Source organism: Pseudaeromonas sp. HNCC25DJ182, from assembly GCF_055413365.1.
Genome location: NZ_JBVAYG010000005.1, coordinates 160811 through 186000 on the forward strand (window position 1 = coordinate 160811; position 25190 = coordinate 186000).

Below are 25190 nucleotides of genomic sequence, written 5' to 3' on the forward strand. Positions count from 1 at the left end.
CCATGGTGATGGACTTTATATTTGCGATCTCACTGCCGGAAATATTATTTGCAAGATCGTACGCTAAGCCAATTTTATTTTTAACCCGACAGTGGGGCTGGTCATGGAATATTTGTCGAAGGCTATTGAATTAGCCCCGCTCTGGCTTTTATCAATATTGTGCTGTGCTCTCATCTATTGGCGTTTTTCATCCATCAAAAAGAATAAGCAATGGGCAGCTACTCTGTTTGATGCATTAACCGGCTTACCCAATGAGCAACATCTGGTATTGAATGGGCAACAGCCCGGGAAATATACCACCTCGGCATTTATTCTGATTGAGCTGAATTCATTCACCGATATCAATGTTATTTTTGGTCATGATATGGGTCAGCAGATGCTGCAAAAAACTGCCCGCCTGTTGCAGGGAATATGTCAACAGCAGGGTGAGTTGTATAAATTAAATCAGGGGGAATATCTGGTCGTATGCCAGAATAACCAGCATAACAATGTGGTGCATCTGATTGGCAAAATCATCTATTTCATCAGCAATGAAAATTATCACCTCCATGACCATGCCACCTTGCTGACGATTACCGCCGGTATTTGCCTGGGGGTTGATGATTATGAAAAAGCGCTGGCCTACGCCCGTCTGGCCAAAGAGGAGGCGCGGCGTCAACGTAAGGATTGGGTGATCTACAAAAAAGAAATGCATCTGGAAAAAGCCTATCAGGAGAATCTGTTTATTCTGAACCGGGTGCAACAGGCGCTGCGTTCGCGGCTGGTATTACCCTATTACCAGCCGATCCTGGATATTTATAGTAATCAGGTTATCGGTTGCGAGGCTCTGGTTCGATTGCGCGACCCGGATGGTCATATTTATGCGCCCGGCACCTTTCTGAATGTGGTGAAACGCAGCAATTTATATCGGCAATTAACTCTGGCAATGATCCATAGCGCACTGAAGGACATGGCTCATACCGGATTAACCGTTTCCTTGAATCTGGATGCTGTCGATATGAAGGATGAAGGGATTATCAACGCCTTGACGGAGGGGGTGCAGAGTCATGGCATGGTGGGGCGAGTGATTATCGAACTGATTGAGTCAGAATATGTCAGTGATTTTGAGCGGATGAAGGAGATTATCGCCCAGTTGAAGCATTACGGTATTCGATTGGCCATTGATGATTTCGGCGTCGGTTATTCCAACTTCGAGTATGTCACCCGCTTTGATATTGATTACATCAAGGTAGATGGTTCCATTATTCAACAGTTCCGCCATGAAAAAACCGCCCATGCCATCGTCAAAGCGATCGCCTCTTTCGCGCTGGAGTTGAATATTCCACTGGTCGCCGAGCATGTCAGCTGCGAGGAGGAGATCAAGGAGTTGAAGCGGCTCAACTTCCGCTATCTGCAGGGCTATTACATCGGCGAGCCGATGCCGGTGGAGCAGTTAGCCAGCCTGTTCACCACCCCGGTTGCCGGAGCGGCAATCACGGATTGAAGGCGGTCTGTTACCCCGGAGGGCGAATAACAGACCGTGCAAATGGCTCGCTATCAGGATTGGGCTGGCGGGTGCGGTGTCACAGCGGCCAGGCTCGGATCCGTGTGGTGGATAGCCAAAATATTGATGCCCAGGGTGAAGGTCTTGTAGCCCAGTGCGCTGACAAAGGCGGTGATGGCCGCTTCATCCGATTTGATTTTTTCGATAATCAACTGAGGCTTGCAGCGCTGAAGTGTCTGCTTGGCTCCCCGCAGGGCTTCCATTTCCATGCCTTCGATATCGATCTTGATGAAATCCAGCCGTGGTAATCCCAAGCTATCGATCGCCAGCATCCGCGTCTTGATGGTGCCGGCCGCCGAATAGTCGAGGGTTTGGCCAATAAACTCGTTATGGGCGCCGGGCTTGATTTCCAGGCTACCGAAACTGGAGGGTTTGAAGTAGTCCGGCTCCGGTACGTCGATGGAGCCATTTTTCTCACCAACCGCCGCCCATATGGCTCTGGCGTTGAAGCAGTTGTTCAGGGTGATATTGCCGGCGAGGGCATAGAACACCCGCTCCTGCGCCTCGACGGAGAGCACCTCGCCCCAGCCGTACATGGCTTTGGCCCACTCGATGGTGTGCACCCCTATGTTGGCGCCACAATCGATGGCAATCACGCCATCGCCGAAATGCTGCCGCCGCAGGTGCAGCAGTTGCAGGGCAACAGTGATTTCGTCGGGATCGAAGGCGGAGTGGTTGAGCAGTTGAAAGCCGACACCATAACCGCCGTTGGGGGTGAGGCGATAATCGTGGCGGTTGACCAGCATGCTCCCGTGGTGGGTCGCGGTCATGACGAAGGCCACCGGGCGTTTTGAGTATTCCATTGCAATCCTGCCGTTGAATGAAGAAAGAGTGGTTGGGGCCGGCACTACTGGCATAGCAGCTCCGGGAAACGGGTAAGAGCGAGCCGGAGGTTATAGAGCACAGAGTCCCAATCCCCCGATTTTTCCTGGCGAAAGAGGCGAGCGCTGTCGTACCAGCCGGTGGTGTCGTCGGTGAGCAGCCAGCGCCAGTCGGGAATATGAGGGAGCAGGATCCACACCGGGACGCCTAAGCCGCCTGCCAGATGGGCGACGGCGGTATCGACGGAAATCACCAAATCCAGTTGGCTGCAGACGGCGGCGGTATCGGCAAAATCCAGCAATTCATTGCCGAGCCAATAGATGTCATCCCGGCGGGCCAGTGGCGCCTGATCTTCGGGCTGCAGCATCTTCTGCAGCGCCAGATACTGATAGCCAGCGGGTAGCCCGTCGAGCAACCGCCGTAACGGCAGGCTGCGTTGCGCATTCTGGCGATGATTCGGATTTCCGGCCCACACCAGACCAATTCGTGGCTGTCTACTCCTGGGGCCGAGCCGCTCTTGCCAGCGCAGTTGGTAGGACTCCGGAACGGCGAGGTAACCGCTGGCACTAGGAATATTGGCGGGTGTGATGCCGAGCCGCGCCGGTAGGCTCATCAGCGCAAGCTGGTAGTCCGCGGTCACCGCCGCTCCGGTCGGCAGGACCTCGCACCGGCAAGGCATCGCCTGCAGCAGCGGTATGAGCGGAGCCGGTGCCCGCACTGTGATGCGGGCACCTTGGGCCTGCAGGTGTGGAATAAAGCGGCAAAATTGCAGGGTATCGCCAAATCCCTGTTCGGTATCCAGCAGCAGGTGTCTCCCCGCGAGGGTACTCTGACCATCCCAGGGCGGAGCCACGGGCTCCGCGGGGCATAGGCCGGCGGCCGGGTAACGCCAGCGCCACTCATATTGCGGCCAGCCCGAGCTCCAGTTGCCTAGCGTCAGCCAGAGGATCGCCAAGGCGAACTGGGCACCGCTATGGCTGGGATCCCGCGCGGTGACCGCCAGATAATCCTGTTCTGCCAATTGAAACTGACCCTGAGCAGCACGGGCGACACCCAGATTGAAGCGGGCCGCCAGATAGTCCGGATGGCGGGCGAGGGCCAGTTGGTAATTGGCAATGGCGCGGCCATAGTCGCCCAACTCGGCGAACAACAGGCCCCGATTGTTATAGGCTTCCACCTGGTCCGGTTGCAGGGCAATGGCCTGATCATAAGCGGCCAGCGCGCCCTTGTGGTTACCGGCATCGTGCAGGCAGAGGCCGAGATTGTAGTGGGCGCTGGCCAGCGTGGGCTCGAGCCGTAGTGTGCGTTGGAACCAGTCGGCGGCGATGGCGGTTTGGCCGCGCTGATAGGCCAGAATGCCGGACCAGAGGGTGGCATCCAGATGGTCGGGTTGCAGCGCCAGAACTCGCTCCATGGCACGGCTGGCGGCCTCGCCCTTGTGCTGGCGGTGACATTGCACGCCGCGCAAAAACAGGCGTTCGGCCCGGGGTATCGGCTCAGGCCTCGGCGAGCTGTTCGATGCGGGCATGGGGCTGTGTTGCTGGGTGAAGTTCTTGGAACCAGGCGCTCAGTCGTTGCGGCAGGGTGTCGAGCAGGCTGGACCAGTCACCATAGCCAGGTTGCCGCAACAGGGTTGCCTGGGGATACCAGGGGCTGTCGGTGCGATCCAGGAGCCAGCGCCAGTCCGGATTAAACGGCAACAGTACCCACAGCGGTTTGCCCAAGGCCCCGGCCAGATGAGCCACGCTGGTATCGACGCTGATTACCAGGTCCAGCTGTTGGCACAGGGCGGCGGTATCGCTAAAGGTATGCAGTGCATCACTGAACACCCGGATCTCAGGTCGCAACTGCAGCCGCTGACGTTCGTCCGCGTCCAGATCTTTTTGCAGACAGACATACTCGAACTGCTCGGGCAGTACCCGCAGTAGTGCTGCCAGTGACAGGCTGCGATTGTGATCGTTCTTGTGAATGCTGTTACCACGCCACACCAGTCCGATGCGCGGTTTTTGCTTGGGGCCCAGTCGCTGGCGCCATGGCTGTTGTGCCGCGCTGGGGACCTGCAGGTAGCGGCTGGCTACGGGCAGATCCGTTAACTGGATATTCAGCAGGCGTGGCAGGCTCAGCAGTGGAGCCAGATAATCGACCTCCGGTAGTTGTCCCCCCGAGACCACCTGGAGGTCAGGAGCCAGGCTCTGTACCAGCTCCTGCAGCGCCGGTTGGATCAGCAGTATCACCTCGGCGCCCCGCGCCTGGAGCGGCAGGACAAACCGGCAGAATTGCAGGCTGTCGCCCAGTCCCTGTTCGAAGTAGACCAGAATTTTTTTGCCGACCAGGCTGCTGTGGCCATCCCACTCCGGCTGCGGCAGAGTCGGTTTCTTGATCCCCAGACTGGTGTCCTGCCAGCGCCACTCATACTGCTGCCAACCGTGTCGCAGATCCCCGGTGATCAGGTAGCAGAGGCTCAGTGCGAAGTGCGCCATCTTGTGGTGCGGCTCCAGCGCCAGCACATATTGGTAATGGGTGATGGCTTCGGCATGGCGACCACTCTCGGCCAGCACAAAGGCACGGTTAAACCAGGCGTCGACATAGTCGGCGCGCAGGTGAATGGCCTGATCACAGTCCCGCAGTGCCGCCTCGATATTGCCCACGCGCAACCAGACTCCCGCTCGATTGACATAGCTCTTGGCGTACTCGGGATCCAGCGTGATGGCCTGGCCATAACTGGCCAACGCCCGTTCATATTGTTTGAGCTCTTTGAGCACTATGCCGTGGTTGTTGAGGATCTTGACGTTGGCAGGTTGCAGCTCCAGTGCCATCTGATACAGCCGCAGGGCGCTTGCATACTCTTTGCGCTCCTGCAGGGTCAGCCCGAGATTGTAGTAGGGGGTGGCGTTCAGCGGCTGCAGGGCAATCGCTTGGGTAAAGCACTTGATCGCCCGATCGTAATCATGTTGCTGGTGGGCGATGAGGCCGAGTAGATGCTGGGCGTCAAACTGCTTCGGCTCGTGGGTGAGGACGACCTCCAGCGTGCGGCTCGCCGCGTGCCATTGCTGTTGCTGGTACAAGCGGACGCCTTCAGCCAGTTTGCGCTGGAGCGGGCTGAGGCTTCGGTTGGGGGTTGCATTCATTCGAGGCATCTCTTCCGGCTGGACATTCAGAGTGCAGAGTTCTGCAGTCGCTATTGGATCAAGAGAAGCGACCAGGACGAGAGCCAGATGTAATGACGGCCGCGATTTTTTTCCGGTGTTCTGGAGCGGGAATTTTTTTCATCCGGCCATTTTATTTTCCACGGGGGGACGTCGCTCTTTTACTCATGTCCAGGGCCGCAAACGTGGCCATAACCCCAAGGAGATTCTTATGTCTTTATCCATTCAATCCAGCTACGCATCCGCTGTTACCCAAAGCTCCCTGTCAACTGCCAACGACAAACTGACCACCGCCATGGAGCGTCTGTCCACCGGTTATGCGGTGAACTCCTCTGCCGATGATGCGGCTGGTCTGTCCATCGCCACTCGTATGCAAGCGCAAAGCGACGGTATCTCCGTAGCCCAAGACAACGTGGAAGATGCTTCCTCCATGCTGTCCACTGCTGACGGTGCTCTGGAGTCCATGGTCGACATCGTCGGCCGGATGAAGGATCTGGCGACCCAAGCGGCGAACGATACCTACTCTGCCGATGACCGCACCGCGATGGAAACTGAATACGCGGATCTGCAATCCCAGCTGACCGACGTGATGAGCAATACCTCCTTCGGCGGTACCGATCTGCTGTCATCCTCAGGCCTGCTGGGCTCTGCCGCTGTGAACTTCCAGGTGGGCGCCTCTTCCAGCGAAACTCTGTCTGTGGATATCTCCACTGAACTGGGCTCTATCACCACCGATATCACAGCGGCCAGCTCCACTCTGGCGGACTCCACCACTGCCAGCGGTACCATCGATGATCTGGAAACCCTGCTGACCGACATCAGTGCGGTTCGCTCTTCTGTGGGTGCCTCCATCAACCGTCTGGACTACATCTCCGACAACCTGACCAACATGCAGGAAAACACCGACAGCGCTATCGGCAACATCATGGATGCTGACTACGCGGCGGAAACGGCCGAGATGAGCAAGCAACAACTGCTGGAACAAGCCGGTATCTCCGTCCTGAGCTCTGTCAGCGAAGCACAGAGCCTGGTGGCTAACCTGCTGCAATAAGTGCTTTAAGCGGCCATCCCCGGCGGGGGTGGCCGTTTTTGTTATTCACTATCCCCAATCCTGGAGCCCCTCATGTCTTATACCGATTACGATGCCGCGTCGCTGGCCAGTGCCATGGTGACCTCAGAACGGGCCGGGATCGATGAGATGCTCTCGGCCAAATATGACAAGTACTCCACCCAGGTCAGCGGTCTCGAGAGTCTCGATAGCCTGCTGGCGGATTTTCAGGACAGTCTGGAAACCCTGAGTGAAGACAATTCCCTGGCGGCGCAAACCGCGACTGTCAGTGATGAAGATTATTTTACCGTGACCTCGGACGGCAGTGCCGCCACCGGTCAATACAGCATCACCGTGGTCCAACTGGCCCAGACCTATCAGGCGGCTATGACCTTTGAATCCGCCGATGGCGATACCGCCATTCCGAGCGATGGCACCTTCTCGGTCACCGTTGGCGACGAGACCCTGAACCTGGATCTGTCGACTCTCAGCTCGGGCGCGACCCTGGAAGATCTGGTCAGCGCCATCAACAAGGCCGCCGACAATCCCGGGGTGACCGCCAGTCTGGTGACCAGTGGCGATGATGTGCTGCTGATGATCACCAGTGACGAGTCGGGTGAAGAGGCGGGGGTGGATGCCATCACCTTTACCGCCGGTACCAGCAGTGCTGCCACCACCGCCTTCCAGAGCGCCTTTGACGGCCTGAGTGTGTTGAGTGAAGCCCAGGATGCGCAAATCCAGTTGGGAACCACCAACAAGGTGACCATCACCTCCTCCAGCAATACCCTCGAGGATGTGATCGATGGCTTGACCATCGATCTGAAAAAAGCCCAGGCCAGCGGTGAGGATGCCATCAACGTAGTGGTCGAGGCCGACACCGATACCGTGGTCGACAACCTGCAGAGCGTGGTCGACAGCTTCAATGAGCTGATCACCTCGCTGAGCGACCTGTATGCCGATGATGGCGATCTGGATGGTGACTCCACGGTGCGCAGCATCATCAGTAGCTTGAAGAGCACCCTGCGAACCGCGCTGCCTGATGGTGTTTCCCTGGCTGATATCGGCCTGGAGTTCTCCAGCGACGGCACCCTCTCCATTGATGAGGATGCGCTGGAAGAGGCGCTGGCGGATAACCCGGATCTGCTGACCGAATGTTTCACCGATGACGGCGGCATCTTCGATGCGCTGGACGATTTGCTGACTCCCTACACCAAGAGCGGTGGTCTGCTGGCCAGTCGGCTGGAGAGTGCCCAGGCCAGTCTCGATAGCATCGAGGCCCGTCAGGAGAAGTGGGATACCAAGATGGACAAGCTCTATACCCGCTATCTGGCCGAATTCAACGACATGATCGCCACCATGGCGATCCTCGAGTCCAACATCAGTTATCTGTAATTTTCAGGATGGTTTGCCATGTATGACACCGGTTATGACTCCTATCGCCAGGCCGAGATCCAGGTGAAGGCGGCGACGGCCTCACCGGCTCAGCTGGTGCTGATGCTGCTGGATGGTCTGCTGGACGAGATGTCCCGCGCCGAAGGGCATCTGCTGGCACGCAACTTTGAGCGCAAGGGGGCGAGTATTAAAAAATGTATGCGCATCCTCGGTGGGCTCGATGTCTCCCTCGACCGTCAGCAGGGCGGTGAGGTGGCGGAAAATCTGCACAATCTTTACCGCTTCTGTGGCAAACGACTGTTCAAAGCCAGCTTGAAGAATGACATCGATGGCATTCGTCAGGTGGCTCAACTGCTGCGTACTGTGCGAGAAGGCTGGCTGGGATTTGCGGCCCGAGTGGCCTGATCTCTTTCCTTCCCGGTACCGAACAGCGGAAGGATCACTTCCTCTTGCGTGAAAGAATTCACGTAATTCATTGAAATATAACAATTATATTTCTGGCATGGCGATTGCCACTCGTGTTGTCCGCTGGAATTCACCAAAGAGGCCTCTCCGGGTCTCTTTTCGCGGCTCGAGCCAAGTACAGAGGGTAGCCCCATGACGCAGGATCAACAGCAACACCTGATACGCCTCAAAGCCTGGCAGCAACAACTCCGTCGCTGGATCCCGCAACTGACTCAGTTGGTTGGACAACAACAGTGGCAGGCGATTGGTGCCCTGGCCCGGGAGCTGGAGCCAAAGCTGGCGACTCTGGAACAACATCCCGAGGTGCGGGAGCATTTTATCCGTGAACTGGCCCTGCTGAAGCAGTTATGCCAGCTGGCCTGGAAGGGGATGTCGGCGCGTAGCCTGGAGCTGGAGCGGGCCATGGCCCATCTGCGGGATAATCGGGAAGGGTTACGCGCCTATCAGGAGGCGCAGCAATGGGCCTGAGCCTGGATACCACGTTCAGTGCGGATCTGCTGGCATCCGGCTCTACCGACTATATCCGCCAATCTGGAGAGGAACCTGCCGATACCCCCTTCCAGTTGCCGGACTCTTCCGGGCAGGAGCAGTCGGAGATGAGCTCCCGCCCGCAGGCTGAATCCAGCGCCGCCGATGGGGAACCCCTGACGTCAGCAGACCATGACGACCCTGTTGCCGAGGGCGAGGCCGAGTTGCTTGCCTCGGTCGATGCCGTCACTTCGGAAGGCGCCGAACCGGCCGCTACATCCGACGTTTCACACTCCGCGACCAGCTCGCTGTCGGCACTGCCCGAGTCGATGATCTGGATGCAACCCCAGGATTTTCAGGCACTGTTGCGAGCCGATCAGGCGATGCTGGATGCCAATCCCGAGGTGATTACCGAGGCGCCAACCGATGGAGCATTGCTGGAGCAGGCAACGGACACAGGGTCAGGAACAGAGACTGGCGATGGGTTGCTCGGTCACACCACGGCGACGGCTCAGGACTCGTCCAATGGAGTGTTGAGTGCCAGCGCGCAAGCTTCGACCCTACCTCTGTGGATGATGGCTCCGATCCTGACGACGACGAGCCTCTCCTCCACAGCTGCCAGCAGCACGGCCACCGATTCCGCCTCATCCCTTCCGGCACTTGCGCTGGTCGATGGTGCTGATGCGGCCACGGCGCTCACCGCCCGGGAGGCATCTCTTGCAACATCGGCTGCCAGCCCTCCTGTGCCGCTGGCAACCAGCCTGAATAGTCGCCTCAGCGGATCCGCCGCCAGCACCACACAGGCAAGTACGTTACCGCAAACCACGGCCATCTCCCTTGATGACGGGGGGCCGTCAACACGTCTGGCTGAGGCGTCCTCCCCGGTTCTGCAGTCCACGGCAGAGGCGGCCGCAAGCCAGCGCCAAAGTGCCCATAACCTGGCCCTGCCGACTACCACTCTTCCAGACTCCGGGACATCGAGCTCCTTTACCAGCGCAACCCTGCTCGGAATGAGTCCAAGCTCCACCCCTGTCTCGTCTCCTCTGGTGATGGACAGCAGTGGCGCAAGCTGGGGTCAGCAGTTGGTGAGCTCGCTGGGCGAACGGGTGCAGTTGCAGGCCAACCAGCAGATCCAGCAGGCCACCATCCGTCTGGATCCGCCAGAGCTCGGTCGTCTGGAGGTCACGGTGCGCCAGGAACACGATCGTCTCTCGGTGCAGATCTCGACCAGTAGCAGTGCCTTGCGCGATGCCTTGCAGGAGACGCGTGAACAGCTGCGCCAGATCCTGATCCCGCAGTACGGGGCCGGGGTTGAGGTTGAAATCAATTACAGCGGCGATGGCCGCCAACAAGCCCAGGCCGAAGCCTTGTCGGAGGAGGAGATTGTCAGCAACGGCACCACCTTCGCCACAGGGCAAGAGGTAGCGGAAACCGCTGAAGCGGTCGTGAATTCGGGTCTGTTGGATACCTTGGTGTAAAAGGAGTTTTTCATGTTTCGTAACAAGCGTTTGCTGATCAGCGTGATATTGGGTGGCCTACTGCTGGTCGGGGCCACGGCATTCGGCACCTTGATGTTTGTCCAGCACTCCTCGTTGTACAGCCTCTGGTTCAATACCCAGCCGGATAAACCGACCCTGAGTGCCAAACCACTGTTCAAACCCATGGATAAATTTGTCATCACCCTGGAAGGGGAAGATGGTCTGCATTACCTGATGCTGGAAGTGTCCCTGGTCACCCATGATCCTCGACAATTGGATGTGTTCACTGAGCTGACGCCGGTACTGCGCAATGCGGTGGTGCATCTGTTCAGCCGTCGCACCAACCAGCAGGTGAATGCCGATCTGCGGGATCTGGATAAGCTGCAACTGCAGTTAACCGAGAAGTTACGGGCCACGATTCAAAACTATGGTGAGGAGCCAGCACTGGACGATGTGCTGATCACCAAAGTTGTTGTGCAGTAAGGGGGCCGATGTGTTGCAAGAAGCCAGTTGGGAACCCGCTTACGGCAGCTTTCCGACCTCGCAGTGGGATGCACGGGAAGAGCAGTCGCTGCTGATGCCTTACCTGCATCTGGTCAAGCGGGTGGTCAGCCATCTGCGCAGCCAGATTGGCACCGTGGTGGCGCGGGAAGACCTGGAACAGATCGGCTTGCTGGGGCTCCTCGAGGCGCTGCGGCGTTATGGCCGTCCCGATGCCCAGTTCGAATTTTTTGCCTTCAAACGTATCCGCGGGGCAATCCTCGATGAGCTAAGGCGTCAGGACTGGCGGCCCCGGCAAATCCGTCAGCAAGCCAACGAGTTCAACCATGTGGTGCGTGAACTGCTGAACCGACTGGGGCGCATGCCCAGCGAAAGCGAGCTGGCCCAGGCGATGGGACTGGAGATGGCTGAGATCCGCGAGCTGGTGTACGCCAGCCAGGCTGAAGCGATGCAAAGCTTCGAGGAGCTGCTGGAGCAATCGGGACGAGAGTGGGGACACGACCATGATTTCAGTGAGCTGGAGCTGAAGATGAGTCTGTCCAAGGTGTTAGCCACCCTGGACAAGCGGGAGCAGTTGCTGCTGTCGCTCTACTACCAGCATGAGTTGAATATGAAAGAAATTGCCTTGGTGTTGGGTCTGACGGAATCGCGGGTTTGCCAGCTGCACAAGCAGTGTATTGCGGCCCTAAACGCGCGATTGGCCGATTACTTATAAGGGATCTGCATGCAAATCTTTATCGGCGTTGGCCTGGTTCTGGTCTGTGTCTTCGGCGGCTTCATGATGGCCAGTGGCAAGTTGATTGCCCTGTGGCAACCCTCGGAAATGGTGATCATTCTGGGAGCGGCCTTTGGTTCCATGGTAATTGGCAACTCCAAAGAGGTGTTGTTGGAGCTGAAAAGCCAGCTCAAGGCGATCATCGGCAAGCAGGAGGATGAGACAGAAGTTTATCGTGAACTGCTGACCCTGATGCATCACCTGCTGGACGAGATCCGACTCAAGGGCTTCAAGGCACTGGATGAACATATCGAGGCACCGAGCCAGAGCTCGGTCTTTCTGTGCTATCCCTGCGTGGAAGAAAATCCGCTGCTGCTGACCTTCATCACCGACAACTTCCGGCTGATGAGTATGGGCAAAATCTCACCCCACGAACTGGATACCCTGCTGGAGCAGGAGATCATGGTTCTGGAAGAGGAGATGCTCAAGCCCGCCCATGCCCTGCATCGCACCGGTGAAGCCTGTCCGGGGTTCGGCATCCTGGCGGCGGTCATGGGGATCATCATCACCATGCAGCAGCTGGATGGCCCGCTGACCGCCATCGGCGTGCATGTGGGGGCGGCGCTGGTGGGGACCTTTATCGGGATTTTTATGTGTTACTGCCTGCTGGAGCCAGCCAGTAGTGCCATGGAGTCCCTGGTCAAGCGCCGCTTGGCGATGCTGGAGTGCGTCAAGGCGATCCTGCTGGCCCATCTGCGCGGCAAGATGCCACTGCTGGCGGTGGACGCAGGCCGCAAGACCATGGATCCGAACATCAAGCCCGGCTTTTCCGAGATGGAAGAGTTCGTCACCAACAGGGCTATGTAATGCGCAATCAGGAACAGGTCATCATCAAGCGCAACCAGAGGCGCAATCATGGTCCCAAGGGCGGTGGTGCCTGGAAGGTGGCGTTTGCTGACTTTACCCTGGCCATGATGTCCCTGTTTCTGGTGTTGTGGATCCTGGCGGTATCCAACCAGGAGGAGCGGGAAATTGTCGCCAACCGCTTGCGCGATTACAGCCTGCTGGATAGCGAGGCCAATCCATTCGATATCAGCAATAGTCCGTTCCCCATCGATCTGGAGGGTAAGCCTTCGGTGCTGGAGGAAGCGGCGCCGGAATACAAGGTGGATGGCACCAATGTGCCGAACAAGGATGTATTCCATCGCGATAAACAGTTGCGCAATCAGCAACAGGGGATGCCCGGCCTGCTGCAAGGCAAGCTGGATGATCCGGAACAACTCAAGTTGCTGGCCAGCATAGTCAACAAGATGGCTGCCGAGATGCAGGCCCGGGACAACCTGACACTGCAGATAGTGCCGCAGGGGCTGCGTATCCAGATCCGCGATGATGATAACCGGCAGATGTTTGCCCGGGGCAGTACCCGGGTCAGCCCCTATTTTCATCAGTTACTGCGGGCTTTGGCTCCCATCTTCGCCCACCTGGATAACAGCATCATGATCTCGGGTCATACCGACAATATTCCCTACCCGGATGGGAATTACAGCAACTGGGAGTTGTCGGGAGACCGAGCCCAGATGGCGCGTCGGGTGCTGGTTTCGGGCGGTCTGCCGGATGCCCGGGTTGCCCAGGTGGTGGCCATGGGGGATACCGCGCTGGCGTTGCCGGATGATCCGGCGGCCAGTGCCAACCGGCGGATTGAACTGCTGCTGCTGACCAGCAAGGCCGAAGCCCAACTGGCCGGACTGTTCACGCGCCGGACGTCACCCCAAAAGCTTCATTATGCCACCGACCAAATGACGCCTTTAGATCGGCAAGCCCTGGACCGCCAGGTGTCCCAGATCAAGGCGCTGACGACTTCGGCGGCGGCTTCCACTTCTTCTGACGAGCGTTGATGATGACTGCTGATGACCACTCCGAGCACGATGATCTGAGTCTGCTGGCCTCCAATCCGGTACGTCCCTGGGAAACTGGCCAGCGTATCTATCCGCGCTGGTATTTTCATGACCCGGAGGTGCCGCTAGCCGAGCAGAGTAGCGGTATTACCGGGGTGCTGAAGAAACCGGGCGTCCTGTTTGACACTCATATTGGCTCGGCGATCATCAAGGACTTAAGCCTGGGCGGCATCGGTTTTATCGCACCACGCCGCTATCAGGTGCCCAAACGGGTGGTGGTCATGGTCGGGCGGCAGTATCCGCTGGTGTGCGAAATCATTCACCGTCGGCCGGTGGATCGTTCCCTGGTGTTTTATGGTGCCAAGTGGCATCGCATGGATCGCCGCCTGCTGATGCTGGCCATCAGTCGCTACGCCCGTTTCTGCAACATGGTCTGCTAATGAACTCCTAGGTAGCGTCGTCGGTGGGACTCGTTTTAGTGGCTGATCAAGGGCTGGGCCGGTGCTCGTTGCAGGCCCAACGGATCCGTCACCCGCTGCAGCGAGGTGGTGGCCCGCTTCTGCTGCTCCGGCAGCCCTTCCTGGATCAGCAGGGGATCATTCAGGGCGCCGAGATCCAGCAACGGCGGGATCGGGGTCAGATCCAGTCCCAACTCCACGACGGGTGCCGGGGTCAAGGGGCGCCGATCCAGCGCTGCCGCCTGCTTGGGCGGTAACAGCAGACTGTAGCTCAAACCTGCCGGTAAGAAGCCTTGGCGGAACGCCGGATTCCAGGCTTCCAGTTCGCGTAACTTCCAATTCCCCTGTTTAGCCAGCGTGCTCAAGTGAACTGGCCCCGTCACCTGACGACTGACCAGATTCTCGCCATGTTGCCAGTCGGGCAGGTGCACACCATAACGCTCGGCGTGTTGAATAATCTGGGCCAGCGCCAGCAAGCGCGGCACATAACGCCGGGTCTCGGTCGGCAGCGGCAAGCGCCAGAAACCTTGCTCACCACTCTCCTGCTGCGCCTGCCGCACACGCCCCTCTCCGGCGTTGTAGGCGGCCAGAGCCAACAGCCAATCGCCATTAAAATAATCCTGTAACCAGGCGAGATAGGCCAGTGCTGCCTGCGTCGCCTGCGGCACCGACAGCCGGGCATCATAGGCCGGATTGATCGGCAATCCGAAACGCTGAGCCGTTTGCGGCATTAACTGCCACAGCCCGGCCGCGCCCTTCCCCGAGACACCATCCAGGCGATAGCTGCTTTCGATGAGCGGCAACAAAATAATAATTGCCGGTAGCCTTTGGTTTTCAACCCGTTGGCCGATATAGCGAATAAGCGGTTGCGCCAGCATCAGTCGTTGTTCCAGATACGAACGATGAGCTAGCAAGTCTTGCCGTTCTCGGGCGATACGTTGTTCGGCTTCGGTGGTTTGCAGGGGCGGCACTATATCCTGCCAGACGGTGTGCTGATAGTTCAGCGCCCAGGTGGTCGGTGACAGTAGCCCCAAGAGTAGCGCCAGCACCGCGATTGGCGACCAGACACGGCGTCGCTGACCGAGACCTTTTCGCCGGTGTGACGGCAACAGGCTCCGCCAGCGACGTAATTCGGTCGCTTTCAGCATGGGAATCGATCTGGATAACTCACTATGCATACTCAACATGTGCGCCACTCGCCCGCAGACAGCATTCACAAATTTTTGTTGTGTCTGATCCTGCTGGATATGGGTCTGGTATCGCTGTTTGCCGTGCGGCTGGCCGGATTGCCGCAACTGTTGAGCTGGCTGGTCTCGTTCCTGCTGCTGGGGTACAACCTGATGCTGATTGCAGCGGTCAATCGTCACCTCGCCAGCCGCGGCAGCCATGTGATCTATCCCTTGCTGGCATCGACCTTGATCCTGTTTGGTACCCTGTTTCACCATTTTTTTATTCGCTGAGCCCGGGCGTGGATTCAACCCGGGCCCGGATTGCCGTCACCATGGCACGCAGGCCGTTGCCGCGGGATGGACTCAGGTGTTTGGCCAGCTGCAGGGTGTCGAAGTAGCCTTCCATATCAAAGCTCAGGATATGGTCGGCATTCTGATGATTCAGGGCCGCCAGTACCACCGCCAACAGGCCGCGCACGATGCGGGCCTGGCTGTCAGCGGCAAAGTGCCAACGCCCATCCGCGTCCTGCATGGCCAGCAGCCAGACCTGGCTCTCGCACCCCGGTAGCTCCTGCTCTTCACCTCGCCACTCCACCGGAATGACCGGCAGCAGCTTGCCCAGCTGGATCAGTTCCCGATAACGTTCCTCCCAAGCCCCGGCTCGGGCAAATCGGGCACAGACCGCCTCACGATCCATATCGGCTTGTCCCAGCGGATGCTGGCTGAGGAAATCACGCAATGCATTCGACATCAGAAGAACTCCGGTAGGCGGGCCAGGGCTGTGAGCAGGGCTTCGACCTCGGCTTCGCTGTTGTACAGCGCCAGCGAGACGCGCAGGGTGCCATCCAGCCCCAGGCTCTCCATCAGTGGCATGGCGCAGTGATGGCCGACGCGCACGGCGATCCCCATCTGATCCAGCAGTTCGCCCGCATCTTGAGGATGAATGTCGCCCAGTCGCAACGACACCACGCCGACGCGCCGGTTGGGCGTGCCGACCAGCTCGATAAAGGGTAACGTCCGCAGACCATCCAGCAGTTGCTGCAGCAGCGCCGCTTCATGTTCGCGCCAACCCTCGGGTAAGGCGGCGAGAAAGTCCAGGGCGGCGGCAAGACCAATCGCCTCGGCAATCGGCGGGGTACCGGCCTCGAAGCGAAACGGCGGCCGATTGAAGCGGGTGCCGCTGAAACTGACCCGCTCGATCATCTCGCCGCCAGTCTGCCAGGGCGGCATCTGCTCCAATAATTCGGCGCGGCCATAGAGGGCGCCGATCCCGGTCGGGCCATAGAGTTTGTGACCGGAGAATGCGTAGAAGTCGCAGCCCAGTGACTGTACATCGACACTCAGATGACCTGCGGCCTGGGCGCCATCGATCAGGGTGATGGCGCCAACGGCTTTCGCCGCCCGGATGAGCTCTGCCACCGGGTTGACGGTGCCGAGGGCGTTGGAGACATGGGCGAGAGTCAGCAGTCGGGTGCGTGGCGAGAGCAGGGCATGGAAGGCGGCGAGATCCAGATCGCCTGCCGGGGTGAGCGGGATCACCCGCAGTACAGCCCCGGTGCGGGTGGCGACCTGCTGCCAGGGGACTATGTTGGCATGGTGCTCGAGTACCGAGAGCAGGATTTCATCGCCCGGCTGCAGATTACTCATTCCCCAGCTGTGGGCTACCAGGTTGATGGCCTCCGTGGTGCCCCGGGTCCAGATGATCTCCTGGCTGGAACGGGCGTTCAGAAACTGTTGCACCCGCTCTCGAGCTGATTCGAAAGCCTGAGTGGCGCGGGCGCTCAGGGCGTGGGAAGCCCGGTGCACATTGGCATTGTCATGCCGATAGTAGTCATCCATGGCCTGCAGCACGGATCCGGGTTTTTGGGTCGTCGCGGCGTTATCCAGATAGATCAAGGCCTGGTCGTTGACCTGCTGCTGCAAAGCGGGAAACTGGGCGCGGATGGTGGCCAGCTCGAAATCCGATGACATGGGCGGTTTCTCCTGTTCAGGCGCCTATGATCGGTAAAAGCGCAGCCGAAGGCAATCGTTGCCAGATAGGGGCGCGGGGAAGTTATGATTCAGGCGGCATAGCATGAAGTCTGCCATTGGGAATGGCGGCGAGCCGGAGACTGGCAAGGGGATTACCAGCCTTCGGAATCAGTGTTTGATTGGCTACTTCTTGCTTTCCAGTTCGGTTTTCTTCTGTTGAGCTTCCAACAGGGAGCCATTGAGCTGCAGCAGCTGATTATTCAGCGCCTTAAGCTTCTCCTTCCCTTCTTCGCTGGTATCGGCTTGAGCATCAGCAATTTGTTCCTTCAGCGCTTCGATCTGCTTCTTGATGCGTTCTATGGTGGCATCCACCGCGCTGGAGCTCGATTCACTGCTGCCGCTCTTGGCGGCACCACCGGCACCGGCTGGGCCCCCAGAGCCACCCGCTGGCTTGGCTTCGCCCCCTTCGGTTGTAGCGGCCGCTGTTTGTGAGGCATCGGCTTGCTGCAGGGCTTTGGCTTCGTCCGAAATAGTGACCTGATCGGCCGTGGAGCTGGTGGTCGCAGCGGCCCGGCTACTGGCGCTGCTGGTCTGATCATCACCACTCTGGATGCTGGCTGTTACTTGTTTGAGCGAGGTGCTCAGCGCACTGAGGGATGTACCGTCGATTTGAGTCATATCGCCTCCTGAAGGGATACTGGTTTGGGTCTTCCCTTATCGGCCAGACCCTGCGAATGGTTAGGATCTTTACACTAACTTACCACGGACGGGTTCTGTGTTGGCTGCTGTTGTTTGTTTGCTACAATCGCCAACCGGTAATCTTGAGTAGAGTGAATGGCGATGAAATTGAATCCTCGGCAACTGGAGGCCGTGCATCATGTCTCGGGTCCCTGTCTGGTGCTCGCGGGTGCCGGATCCGGCAAGACCCGGGTTATTACCACCAAGATTGCCTATCTCATTCAGAAGTGTGGTTATCAGGCCAAACAGATCTGTGCGGTGACCTTCACCAACAAGGCAGCCAAGGAGATGAAGGAGCGGGTATCCCAGACTCTGGATCGCAAGCTGTTGCGCGGCCTCATGGTCTCGACCTTTCACTCCTTGGGTCTGGATATTATTCGCCGCGAGCACAAGATCCTGCGTCTGAAGGCCAATTTCACCCTGTTTGATGACTCGGATCAGATGGCCTTGCTCAAGGAGCTGACCGATGTCGAGCTACAGGGCGACAAGGATCAGCTGAGCCAGTTATTAAATGCGATCTCCAATTGGAAGAATGATCTGGTGTTGCCGGGCGTGGCCTTGAAACGGGCCCGTGATGCCGACGAACAGCGCCAGGCGGTGCTGTATGAGCGCTATCAGCGCCATATGACGGCCTATAATGCCCTGGACTTTGATGATCTCATCCTGATGCCGACCCTGCTGTTGAAGACCAATGCCGAAGTGCGCGAGCGCTGGCAGCAGAAGATCCAGTATCTGCTGGTGGATGAGTACCAGGATACCAACACCAGCCAGTATGAACTGGTCAAACTGCTGGTGGGCGAGCGGGCCCGCTTCACCGTGGTGGGGGATGATGATCAATCGATCTATTCCTGGCGGGGCGCGCGGCCGCAGAATCTGGTGCTGTTGCAGCAGGACTTTCCACGGCTGAATGTGATCAAGCTGGAGCAGAACTACCGCTCCAAGGGCCGCATCCTCAAGTGCGCCAACATCCTGATCGCCAATAACCCTCACGTCTTCGAGAAAAAACTGTTTTCCGAACTCGATTACGGTCAGCCGGTGAAGGTGCTACAGGCCAAGAATGAGGAGCACGAAGCGGAGCGGGTGGCCATGGAGATCATCGGTCATCGCTTCATGAACCGTTCGCGCTGGGCGGATTACGCCATTCTGTACCGGGGCAACCATCAGTCGCGGTTGCTGGAAAAGGTGTTGATGCAGAACCGCATTCCCTACCGCATCAGTGGGGGCACCTCCTTCTTCTCCCGCACCGAGATCAAAGACATGATGGCCTACCTGCGGCTGTTGGTGAATCCGGATGACGACAATGCCTTCTTGCGGGTGGTGAATCTGCCGCGTCGGGAAATCGGCCCCACCACGCTGGAAAAGCTCGGTCATTACGCCAATGAGCGCGCCAAGAGCCTGTTCGCGGCCAGCTTCGAACTGGGGCTGGAGCAGACACTGACCGGGCGTGGATTGAGCGCGCTGCGTCACTTCTGCGATTGGTTGGTGCGGCTGGGCGATGAGGCCAAGCGTGGCAATGCGGTCGAGGCCGTGCGCGACATGATCCGCGATATCCACTATGAAGAGTGGCTGTATGAATCCTCACCCAGTCCGAAGGCGGCCGAGATGCGGATGCAGAACGTCTCGACGCTCTACCGCTGGATCACCGAGATGCTGGAAGGGGATGCCAAGGAAGACGAACCGCCGATGACCCTGCCGGAGGTGGTGACCCGGTTGACCCTGCGCGACATGCTGGAGCGCAATGAGGAGGAGGCCGAGCTGGATCAGGTGCAGCTGATGACGCTACATGCCTCCAAAGGTCTGGAGTTCCCTTATGTATTTCTGATTGGCATGGAAGAGGGCTTACTGCCCCACCAAGTCAGCATCGACGAGGACAATGTGGATGAGGAGCGACGACTGGCCTATGTAGGCATCACCCGCGCCCAGACCGAGCTGACCTTTATTCTGTGCAAGGAGCGTCGCCAGTTTGGTGAGTCGGTGCGGCCCGAGCCGAGTCGTTTCCTATTGGAGTTGCCCCAGCACGATCTGGAGTGGGAAGGGGACAAGCGCGAAGTCACCGCCGAACAACGGCAACAAAAGGGGCAGGTCGGGATCGCCAATCTGCGGGCCCTGTTCAAGGATAAGAGCTAATCCTTTTTCGTTTCCGGGGGGGCCGCCCGGTTCGGCAGCAAGCTGAATAGGGCATCGGGAGGCATGGGAGCGGAGAAGAAGTCGCCTTGTGCCAGGTCACAGCCCATTTCGCTGAGTTTTAACTGTTGTTCCCGTTGTTCGACACCCTCGACGATCACCTGCATCCCCAAGTCATGGCTGATATCGCGGATGGCGCGGATCAGCGCCCGGTCGCGGTTGGATTTCAATAACCGGTGGGTGAAGCTGTCATCGATTTTCACGAAGTCCACCGGGTAATGGAACAGCGCATTCAATGAGCTGAAGCCGGTGCCGAAATCATCCACGGCAATACCAATGCCTTTGGCTCTGAGTTCATGCAGCAGGGTCAGGGTTTGGGTGTCGCGCCGCGTCAAATCCCGCTCCTTGAATTCGAAGATAAACAGCTTGGGTGGCACGTCGGACTCATGAATGATCTGCAGCAGTTGCTGGATTTGCTCCCGCGAGCCCAGATGCTTGCCCGACAAATTGATGCTGATACGCAGACTGTGTTGTTTGATCAGCGGGCGGAACAGGCCTTGTAACAGACCACAGGCGTGACGCAGCATTATGCGGTCAATTTCCAGGATCAGATCACTCTGTTCGGCTAACGGGATAAAACTACCCGCCTCATGAATTTCGCCCTCTTCATCCAGCAGGCGCGCCAATAATTCGATCTGCACCACGCGGCGATCGCGTAACCGCAAGATAGGTTGAAAATAAGGTAGTAGCCGTTTTTCCCGCAGCGCTTGCTGCAGCGTTTGCTCCGGCGAGAGCCGATCCGGGATATCGCAGAGTTCGGAATAGAACACTGCGTGGTCCGCTCCCCGGCGTTTAGCCTGGAAGGTCGCGATATCCACTTGGCGCAATAACTGACTGACATCATCGATCTCTGCGTTGATCGTGGCCACGCCCAGAGCCGCATGGATAGTGATTTCGTGGTTATCGATCATCACCGGATGCTGCAGTTGCTCCAGGATCCGGCTGATGACCGGGGTGATGGCTTCGGTACTTTGGCTGGCATCGAGGAAGACAATGAATTCATCGCCGCTGAGCCGGGCCACCAGATCATTCTGTCGGGTCGAGGTGCGCAGCAGTTGGGCGATATTTTTCAGTAACAGGTCACCCAGCTCGTCGCCATATAGCTCATTGACCTCATGCAAGGACAACAAGTCGATCAGCAGGATGGCAAATCCCTGATCCGGGTAGCGCCGGTAGTGTTTGAAGGCATGATCCAGACGGTGCAGAAACATGGCCCGGTTGGCCAGCTGAGTCAGGGGGTCGCGCTGGGCATCCAGCTGCAGTTGCCGCTCCTGTTCATCCCGTTGTTTGAGTTGCTTTTGCAGTCGCAGGTTATTTTTACCGAGTTCCCGTAGCCGGTGGATCTCTTCGGGGGCTAGTTCCGCTTGTTCAGCGGTTTGCTTTTTGTGCTGCCGCAACTCATACAACTCGGTCATCAGCCCGAGCTCTTCGGCGACGAAGAACAGCAATTGCCGATCTTCGGTGACCAGAGGTCGCTGTAGGGCAAGAGCAAGACTCGAATGATGTTGGCGCCGCAATAGAATGGGAAAGCTGTACCAGTGCAGGCAATTATCTTCGCTCTGTTGCGGGCGGTCATCGCTGAGCAGGTTCAACAACGCTTCGCCAGCCGTCGCGGATTGGGGATAGATGAGTCGGCCGGCATCATCCTGACGTTGTAGTAACAGAACCTCTTGCGCCCCCATCCAAAAACGCAGCGTGGAGTCGAATTGGGCGAGTAATTGTTGGGCAGGTAGAGTGCCTGCCAGACGCAACAGACGAGTAAAGCTTTCCAGTTTCTCCTGCCAAAATGGAATGCGGTTGAGGAGTGGCGAGTTGAATAGATCCAGTTGGCGATTGGCCTGGAGCAAGGAAAAGTGGGTTGCGGCAATTTCCAGCAGATGCAACAGCAGTGTGCGCTGAGCCGGTTGGGTGCGTGCGATCAACCAGTGCAACGAGCCATGCTCGACTCTCACCCAGCACCACCCCGCGGTCAAAGGGAGTTGCTCAATCTGGTTTTTCCCTTGCGGGTTACAAGGGGTGAAGGGGAGTACATCGCTCAGTTGGGGTTGTTCCTGGACCTGGATTTCATTGCCATTGCAGTAGATGGCCGAGAGGTGCGTGAGCGGGACACAGGAGCTGACAGCCGCATACAGGCTGGCAAGAGGGGCTTCCTCATCCTGTTCGAGAAGAGCGAGGGTCAACAAGTCCTTGGCGGCGACTATGGCTGCTCGAAACGCGGGCTGCTCGCCAGGTTGCTTTACTGGTATGGCCACCATCATGATTCCTCGTCTTTGCCTTGTTTCAAGTGTAGACGGCGATAGTGTTGCCAGCATAAATAGACAGGGCTGCCCGTGGCAGCCCTGATTGGGTCATCTGATGTGCAGTGGTTCAGGCGCTGACTTGCAAGAATCCTGAGTAGGTGAGAGCCAGGATCACCACGCCGGCGATGATGCGATAAATGGCAAAGCCGCGGAAACTGTTTTTGCTGACGTAACGCAGCAACCAGCCAATGGCTAATAGGCTGACGATAAACGAGGTGAACAGACCGATACCAATATTGAGCAGGCCATGCTCACCCACACCCTGCATATCCTTCATCAACGAATAGAGGCTGGCAGCACCCAGGGTCGGGATGGACAAAAAGAAACTGAAACCGGTCGCCGTGGGTCGATTCAGGCCCACCAGCATGCCCCCCATGATGGTGGAGGCGCTGCGGCTGACGCCTGGGATCAGCGAGCAGAGCTGGGCACATCCAATGGCGAAGGCCTGCTTCGGTGTGATGTGTTCCAGCTGAGAAGTTGCGACTTCTCGCTGGGGACGTCCCTCGATCCACCACATCACCACGCCGCCCATGATCAGGCTGATCGCTACGGTCACACCATTGAACAGGTAGTGAGTGATATAGCTGTGCAGCGCCAGCCCGACAAAGGCGGCAGGCAGAAAAGCCAGGATCACGCCCATCCAGAAGCGCTGCACCTGACGGTCATCCCGGACCGTCTTGGCTTGTTGCCACAGGGTCTGAAAATAAAACCAGAGCACAGCCAGTACGCCACCAAGCTGGATGACGATCTCGAAGGTATCGCTACCCTTAAACCCGAGGATTTCCTGGGTCACAATCAGATGGCCGGTGCTGGAGACGGGCAGAAATTCGGTAATCCCCTCGACGATGCCGAGGATGATGCTGTTGAGAATATCGGACATAAAGCAGGTGATTCCTGAGCGAAAAACTGCCGGCATTATGCCCAAATCCGTTCCCGGAAGGAATCAAAGATCCCGCCGTCGAATAACGGAAATAAAAAAGCCGCATTGCTGCGGCTTTTTACTTTGGCGGGCGGGAGTGATTACTTCCACGCCTTCCAGGTGTTGATCAGGCCGTTGGTGGAGCTGTCGTGGCTGCTGATGGCGTCAGCAGAGTTCAGCTCTGGCAGTATCTTGTTGGCCAGTTGCTTGCCCAGCTCTACGCCCCACTGATCGAAGGAGAAGATGTTCCAGATGGCGCCTTGTACGAAGATCTTGTGTTCGTACATGGCGATCAGAGCACCCAGCACCTTGGGAGTCAGGCTCTTGAAGAGGATGGAGTTGGTCGGACGGTTGCCTTCGAACACCTTGAAGGGGACCAGATCCTTGACCTGCTCCAGGGTCTTGCCAGCGGCCAGGAACTCGGCTTCCACCTGTTCCTTGCTCTTGCCGAACGCCAGGGCTTCGGTCTGGGCAAAGAAGTTGGCCAGCAGCTTGGGATGGTGATCGCCAATCGGGTTGTGGCTGATGGCCGGAGCCAGAAAGTCACAAGGGATCAGCTTGGTGCCCTGGTGGATCAGCTGGTAGAAGGCGTGTTGACCGTTGGTGCCCGGCTCACCCCAGATGATGGGGCCAGTCTGGTAGTCGACCTTGTTGCCGTTGCGATCCACATACTTGCCGTTGGATTCCATATTGCCTTGCTGGAAGTAGGCAGGGAAACGGTGCATGTACTGGTCGTAGGGCAGAATGGCTTCGGATTCGGCGCCGTAGAAGTTGTTGTACCACAGACCGATCAGGGCCAGCAGTACCGGGACGTTTTCGCCGTAAGCCTTGGTGGCGAAGTGCATGTCCATCTCGAAGGCACCTTGCAGCAGGGCTTCGAAGTTGTCGAAACCGACAGACAAGGCGATAGGCATACCGATGGCAGACCAGGAGGAGTAGCGACCGCCAACCCAATCCCAGAATTCGAACATGTTGTCGGTGTCGATACCGAACTCGGCTACGGCCTTGCCGTTGGTGGAGAGGGCGGCGAAGTGCTTGGCCACATGCGCCTTGTCACCGGCGGTCTTGATAAACCAGTCGCGGGCGGTCAGGGCGTTGGTCATGGTCTCCTGGGTGGTGAAGGTCTTGGAGGCCACCAGGAACAATGTGGTTTCCGGATCGATCTTCTTCAGGGTTTCGGCGATGTGGGTGCCATCGACGTTGGAGACAAAGTGCATCTGCAGGTGATTCTTGTAGGGGCGCAGGGCTTCGGTGATCATCACCGGACCCAGATCAGAACCGCCGATACCGATATTGACCACATGTTCGATGGCCTTGCCGGTATAACCCTTCCACTCGCCAGAGATGATTTTGGCACAGAAGCCCTTCATCTTCTCCAGTACGGCCTTCACTTCCGGCATCACATCCTTGCCATCGACCAGAATTTCGCGGTCGGAGCGGTTGCGCAGGGCTACGTGCAGCACGGCACGGCCTTCGGTCTGGTTGATGGCTTCGCCGTTGAACATGGCGTCGATGGCAGAGCGCAGATCGGTTTCTTCGGCCAGATCTACCAGCAGCTTGAGGGTCTCTTCGCTGATGATGTTCTTGGAGTAGTCGACCAGGATCTCGCCACCGAAGGTGGTGGAGAAGTTGTCAAAACGGGTGGGATCGGCGGCAAACAGATCCTTGATTTGACGATCCTTGTTGGCGGCGAAATGGGCTTCCAGCGCCTTCCAGGCCTTGGTCTGGGTCGGGTTGATGTTTTTCATCGGTTCGCATTCCTAAGAGTCGATTAATAAAAACCTTTGCGTCCTGTGCGCCTGTTGCCGTCACCTGTTCCCACTGTGGGCGGCGCGCCAAGCCGAAAACCGGCGACAGTTTACACGTTTTTGCCGGGATTATGCTGCAGAAGCTGCATCACACATTTGCGCTAGCGCATAAAGAGGATGTGATGGGGCCAGCTTGCCGTGTGATGAGGATGAATGAGGCTGACGGCCTG

General features: G+C 57.9%; 23 protein-coding genes. 13 read left to right on the plus strand and 10 right to left on the minus strand.

Features of this window, described 5'->3' with window-relative positions; translation table 11 throughout:
- Positions 1 to 103 precede the first annotated feature (103 nt).
- Positions 104 to 1483 (plus strand): EAL domain-containing protein, encoded by a 1380-nt coding sequence (locus ACZYUB_RS06215; RefSeq protein WP_463946423.1) that lies wholly within the window; start codon positions 104 to 106, stop codon positions 1481 to 1483.
- Positions 1484 to 1536: 53 nt separating this feature from the next.
- Here ACZYUB_RS06215 and ACZYUB_RS06220 read toward each other — a convergent pair whose 3' ends face one another.
- From ACZYUB_RS06220 to ACZYUB_RS06230, 3 genes are read right to left on the minus strand one after another with little or no spacing between them, the layout of a single operon-like run.
- Positions 1537 to 2346, minus strand: a complete 810-nt coding sequence (locus tag ACZYUB_RS06220; RefSeq protein ID WP_463946424.1) for an FkbM family methyltransferase — start codon at positions 2344 to 2346, stop codon at positions 1537 to 1539.
- Positions 2347 to 2390: 44 nt separating this feature from the next.
- Entirely contained in the window at positions 2391 to 3893 is a 1503-nt protein-coding gene (locus ACZYUB_RS06225) for a tetratricopeptide repeat protein (RefSeq protein ID WP_463946425.1), read from the minus strand.
- Positions 3862 to 5493 (minus strand): tetratricopeptide repeat protein, encoded by a 1632-nt coding sequence (locus tag ACZYUB_RS06230; RefSeq protein ID WP_463946427.1) that lies wholly within the window; start codon positions 5491 to 5493, stop codon positions 3862 to 3864. Before ACZYUB_RS06230 ends, ACZYUB_RS06225 begins: the two co-directional genes overlap by 32 nt.
- 229 nt (positions 5494 to 5722) lie before the next feature.
- Here ACZYUB_RS06230 and ACZYUB_RS06235 point away from each other — a divergent pair, with 229 nt between their 5' ends.
- From ACZYUB_RS06235 to ACZYUB_RS06280, 10 genes are all read left to right on the plus strand, one after another.
- On the plus strand, positions 5723 to 6562 hold the full coding sequence (locus tag ACZYUB_RS06235; protein ID WP_463946428.1) for a flagellin N-terminal helical domain-containing protein: 840 nt from the start codon (positions 5723 to 5725) through the stop codon (positions 6560 to 6562).
- A gap of 72 nt (positions 6563 to 6634) precedes the next feature.
- A complete protein-coding gene (fliD, locus tag ACZYUB_RS06240; RefSeq protein WP_463946429.1) occupies positions 6635 to 7951 on the plus strand; it encodes a flagellar filament capping protein FliD in 1317 nt (438 codons plus the stop codon).
- Positions 7952 to 7969: 18 nt separating this feature from the next.
- Positions 7970 to 8356 (plus strand): flagellar export chaperone FliS, encoded by a 387-nt coding sequence (gene fliS / locus ACZYUB_RS06245; RefSeq protein ID WP_463946430.1) that lies wholly within the window; start codon positions 7970 to 7972, stop codon positions 8354 to 8356.
- Positions 8357 to 8548: 192 nt separating this feature from the next.
- Positions 8549 to 8884: a hypothetical protein gene (locus tag ACZYUB_RS06250; protein WP_463946431.1), complete on the plus strand. Its 336-nt coding sequence runs from the start codon at positions 8549 to 8551 to the stop codon at positions 8882 to 8884.
- Positions 8875 to 10362 carry a flagellar hook-length control protein FliK gene (locus ACZYUB_RS06255; protein ID WP_463946432.1) on the plus strand — a complete coding sequence of 496 codons (1488 nt, stop codon included), beginning with the start codon at positions 8875 to 8877 and terminating at the stop codon, positions 10360 to 10362. The genes ACZYUB_RS06250 and ACZYUB_RS06255 overlap by 10 nt, the downstream gene beginning before the upstream one ends.
- 12 nt (positions 10363 to 10374) lie before the next feature.
- Positions 10375 to 10845 carry a flagellar basal body-associated FliL family protein gene (locus ACZYUB_RS06260; protein WP_463946433.1) on the plus strand — a complete coding sequence of 157 codons (471 nt, stop codon included), beginning with the start codon at positions 10375 to 10377 and terminating at the stop codon, positions 10843 to 10845.
- A 10-nt stretch (positions 10846 to 10855) separates the two neighbouring features.
- Positions 10856 to 11578 carry a FliA/WhiG family RNA polymerase sigma factor gene (locus tag ACZYUB_RS06265; protein ID WP_463946435.1) on the plus strand — a complete coding sequence of 241 codons (723 nt, stop codon included), beginning with the start codon at positions 10856 to 10858 and terminating at the stop codon, positions 11576 to 11578.
- 9 nt (positions 11579 to 11587) lie between these two features.
- Positions 11588 to 12445 (plus strand): lateral flagellar motor stator protein LafT, encoded by an 858-nt coding sequence (gene lafT / locus ACZYUB_RS06270; protein ID WP_463946437.1) that lies wholly within the window; start codon positions 11588 to 11590, stop codon positions 12443 to 12445.
- Positions 12445 to 13473 carry an OmpA family protein gene (locus ACZYUB_RS06275; protein ID WP_463946439.1) on the plus strand — a complete coding sequence of 343 codons (1029 nt, stop codon included), beginning with the start codon at positions 12445 to 12447 and terminating at the stop codon, positions 13471 to 13473. The genes lafT and ACZYUB_RS06275 overlap by 1 nt, the downstream gene beginning before the upstream one ends.
- Positions 13473 to 13913: a PilZ domain-containing protein gene (locus tag ACZYUB_RS06280; protein ID WP_463946440.1), complete on the plus strand. Its 441-nt coding sequence runs from the start codon at positions 13473 to 13475 to the stop codon at positions 13911 to 13913. Before ACZYUB_RS06275 ends, ACZYUB_RS06280 begins: the two co-directional genes overlap by 1 nt.
- 35 nt (positions 13914 to 13948) lie before the next feature.
- Here the strand turns inward: ACZYUB_RS06280 and ACZYUB_RS06285 are convergent, their stop codons facing one another.
- On the minus strand, positions 13949 to 15079 hold the full coding sequence (locus ACZYUB_RS06285; RefSeq protein WP_463946442.1) for a transglycosylase SLT domain-containing protein: 1131 nt from the start codon (positions 15077 to 15079) through the stop codon (positions 13949 to 13951).
- A gap of 24 nt (positions 15080 to 15103) precedes the next feature.
- Between ACZYUB_RS06285 and ACZYUB_RS06290 the strand changes: the two genes are divergently transcribed.
- Positions 15104 to 15391 carry a hypothetical protein gene (locus tag ACZYUB_RS06290; protein ID WP_463946443.1) on the plus strand — a complete coding sequence of 96 codons (288 nt, stop codon included), beginning with the start codon at positions 15104 to 15106 and terminating at the stop codon, positions 15389 to 15391.
- Here ACZYUB_RS06290 and ACZYUB_RS06295 read toward each other — a convergent pair.
- From ACZYUB_RS06295 to ACZYUB_RS06305, 3 genes are all read right to left on the minus strand, one after another.
- Positions 15381 to 15851, minus strand: a complete 471-nt coding sequence (locus tag ACZYUB_RS06295; protein ID WP_463946444.1) for a SufE family protein — start codon at positions 15849 to 15851, stop codon at positions 15381 to 15383. The genes ACZYUB_RS06290 and ACZYUB_RS06295 overlap by 11 nt on opposite strands.
- On the minus strand, positions 15851 to 17071 hold the full coding sequence (locus tag ACZYUB_RS06300) for an aminotransferase class V-fold PLP-dependent enzyme (protein ID WP_463946445.1): 1221 nt from the start codon (positions 17069 to 17071) through the stop codon (positions 15851 to 15853). Before ACZYUB_RS06300 ends, ACZYUB_RS06295 begins: the two co-directional genes overlap by 1 nt.
- Before the next feature lie 183 nt (positions 17072 to 17254).
- On the minus strand, positions 17255 to 17749 hold the full coding sequence (locus ACZYUB_RS06305; RefSeq protein ID WP_463946447.1) for a hypothetical protein: 495 nt from the start codon (positions 17747 to 17749) through the stop codon (positions 17255 to 17257).
- 162 nt (positions 17750 to 17911) lie between these two features.
- On the opposite strand from ACZYUB_RS06305, the gene rep reads away from it, so the two are divergent.
- Positions 17912 to 19936 carry a DNA helicase Rep gene (rep, locus tag ACZYUB_RS06310; protein ID WP_463946448.1) on the plus strand — a complete coding sequence of 675 codons (2025 nt, stop codon included), beginning with the start codon at positions 17912 to 17914 and terminating at the stop codon, positions 19934 to 19936.
- On the opposite strand, the gene ACZYUB_RS06315 is transcribed toward rep, so the two are convergent.
- The 3 genes from ACZYUB_RS06315 to pgi form a co-directional block, all read right to left on the minus strand.
- A complete protein-coding gene (locus ACZYUB_RS06315; RefSeq protein WP_463946450.1) occupies positions 19933 to 22251 on the minus strand; it encodes a putative bifunctional diguanylate cyclase/phosphodiesterase in 2319 nt (772 codons plus the stop codon). The two genes, rep and ACZYUB_RS06315, sit on opposite strands and share 4 nt — an antisense overlap.
- 109 nt (positions 22252 to 22360) lie before the next feature.
- The gene (locus ACZYUB_RS06320; RefSeq protein ID WP_463946451.1) at positions 22361 to 23173 is read right to left on the minus strand and encodes an undecaprenyl-diphosphate phosphatase; all 813 of its coding nucleotides are present in this window, start codon (positions 23171 to 23173) and stop codon (positions 22361 to 22363) included.
- 140 nt (positions 23174 to 23313) lie between these two features.
- Complete coding sequence (gene pgi, locus ACZYUB_RS06325; protein WP_463946452.1) at positions 23314 to 24960, minus strand: glucose-6-phosphate isomerase; 1647 nt, start codon at positions 24958 to 24960, stop codon at positions 23314 to 23316.
- Between the last annotated feature and the right edge of the window lie 230 nt (positions 24961 to 25190).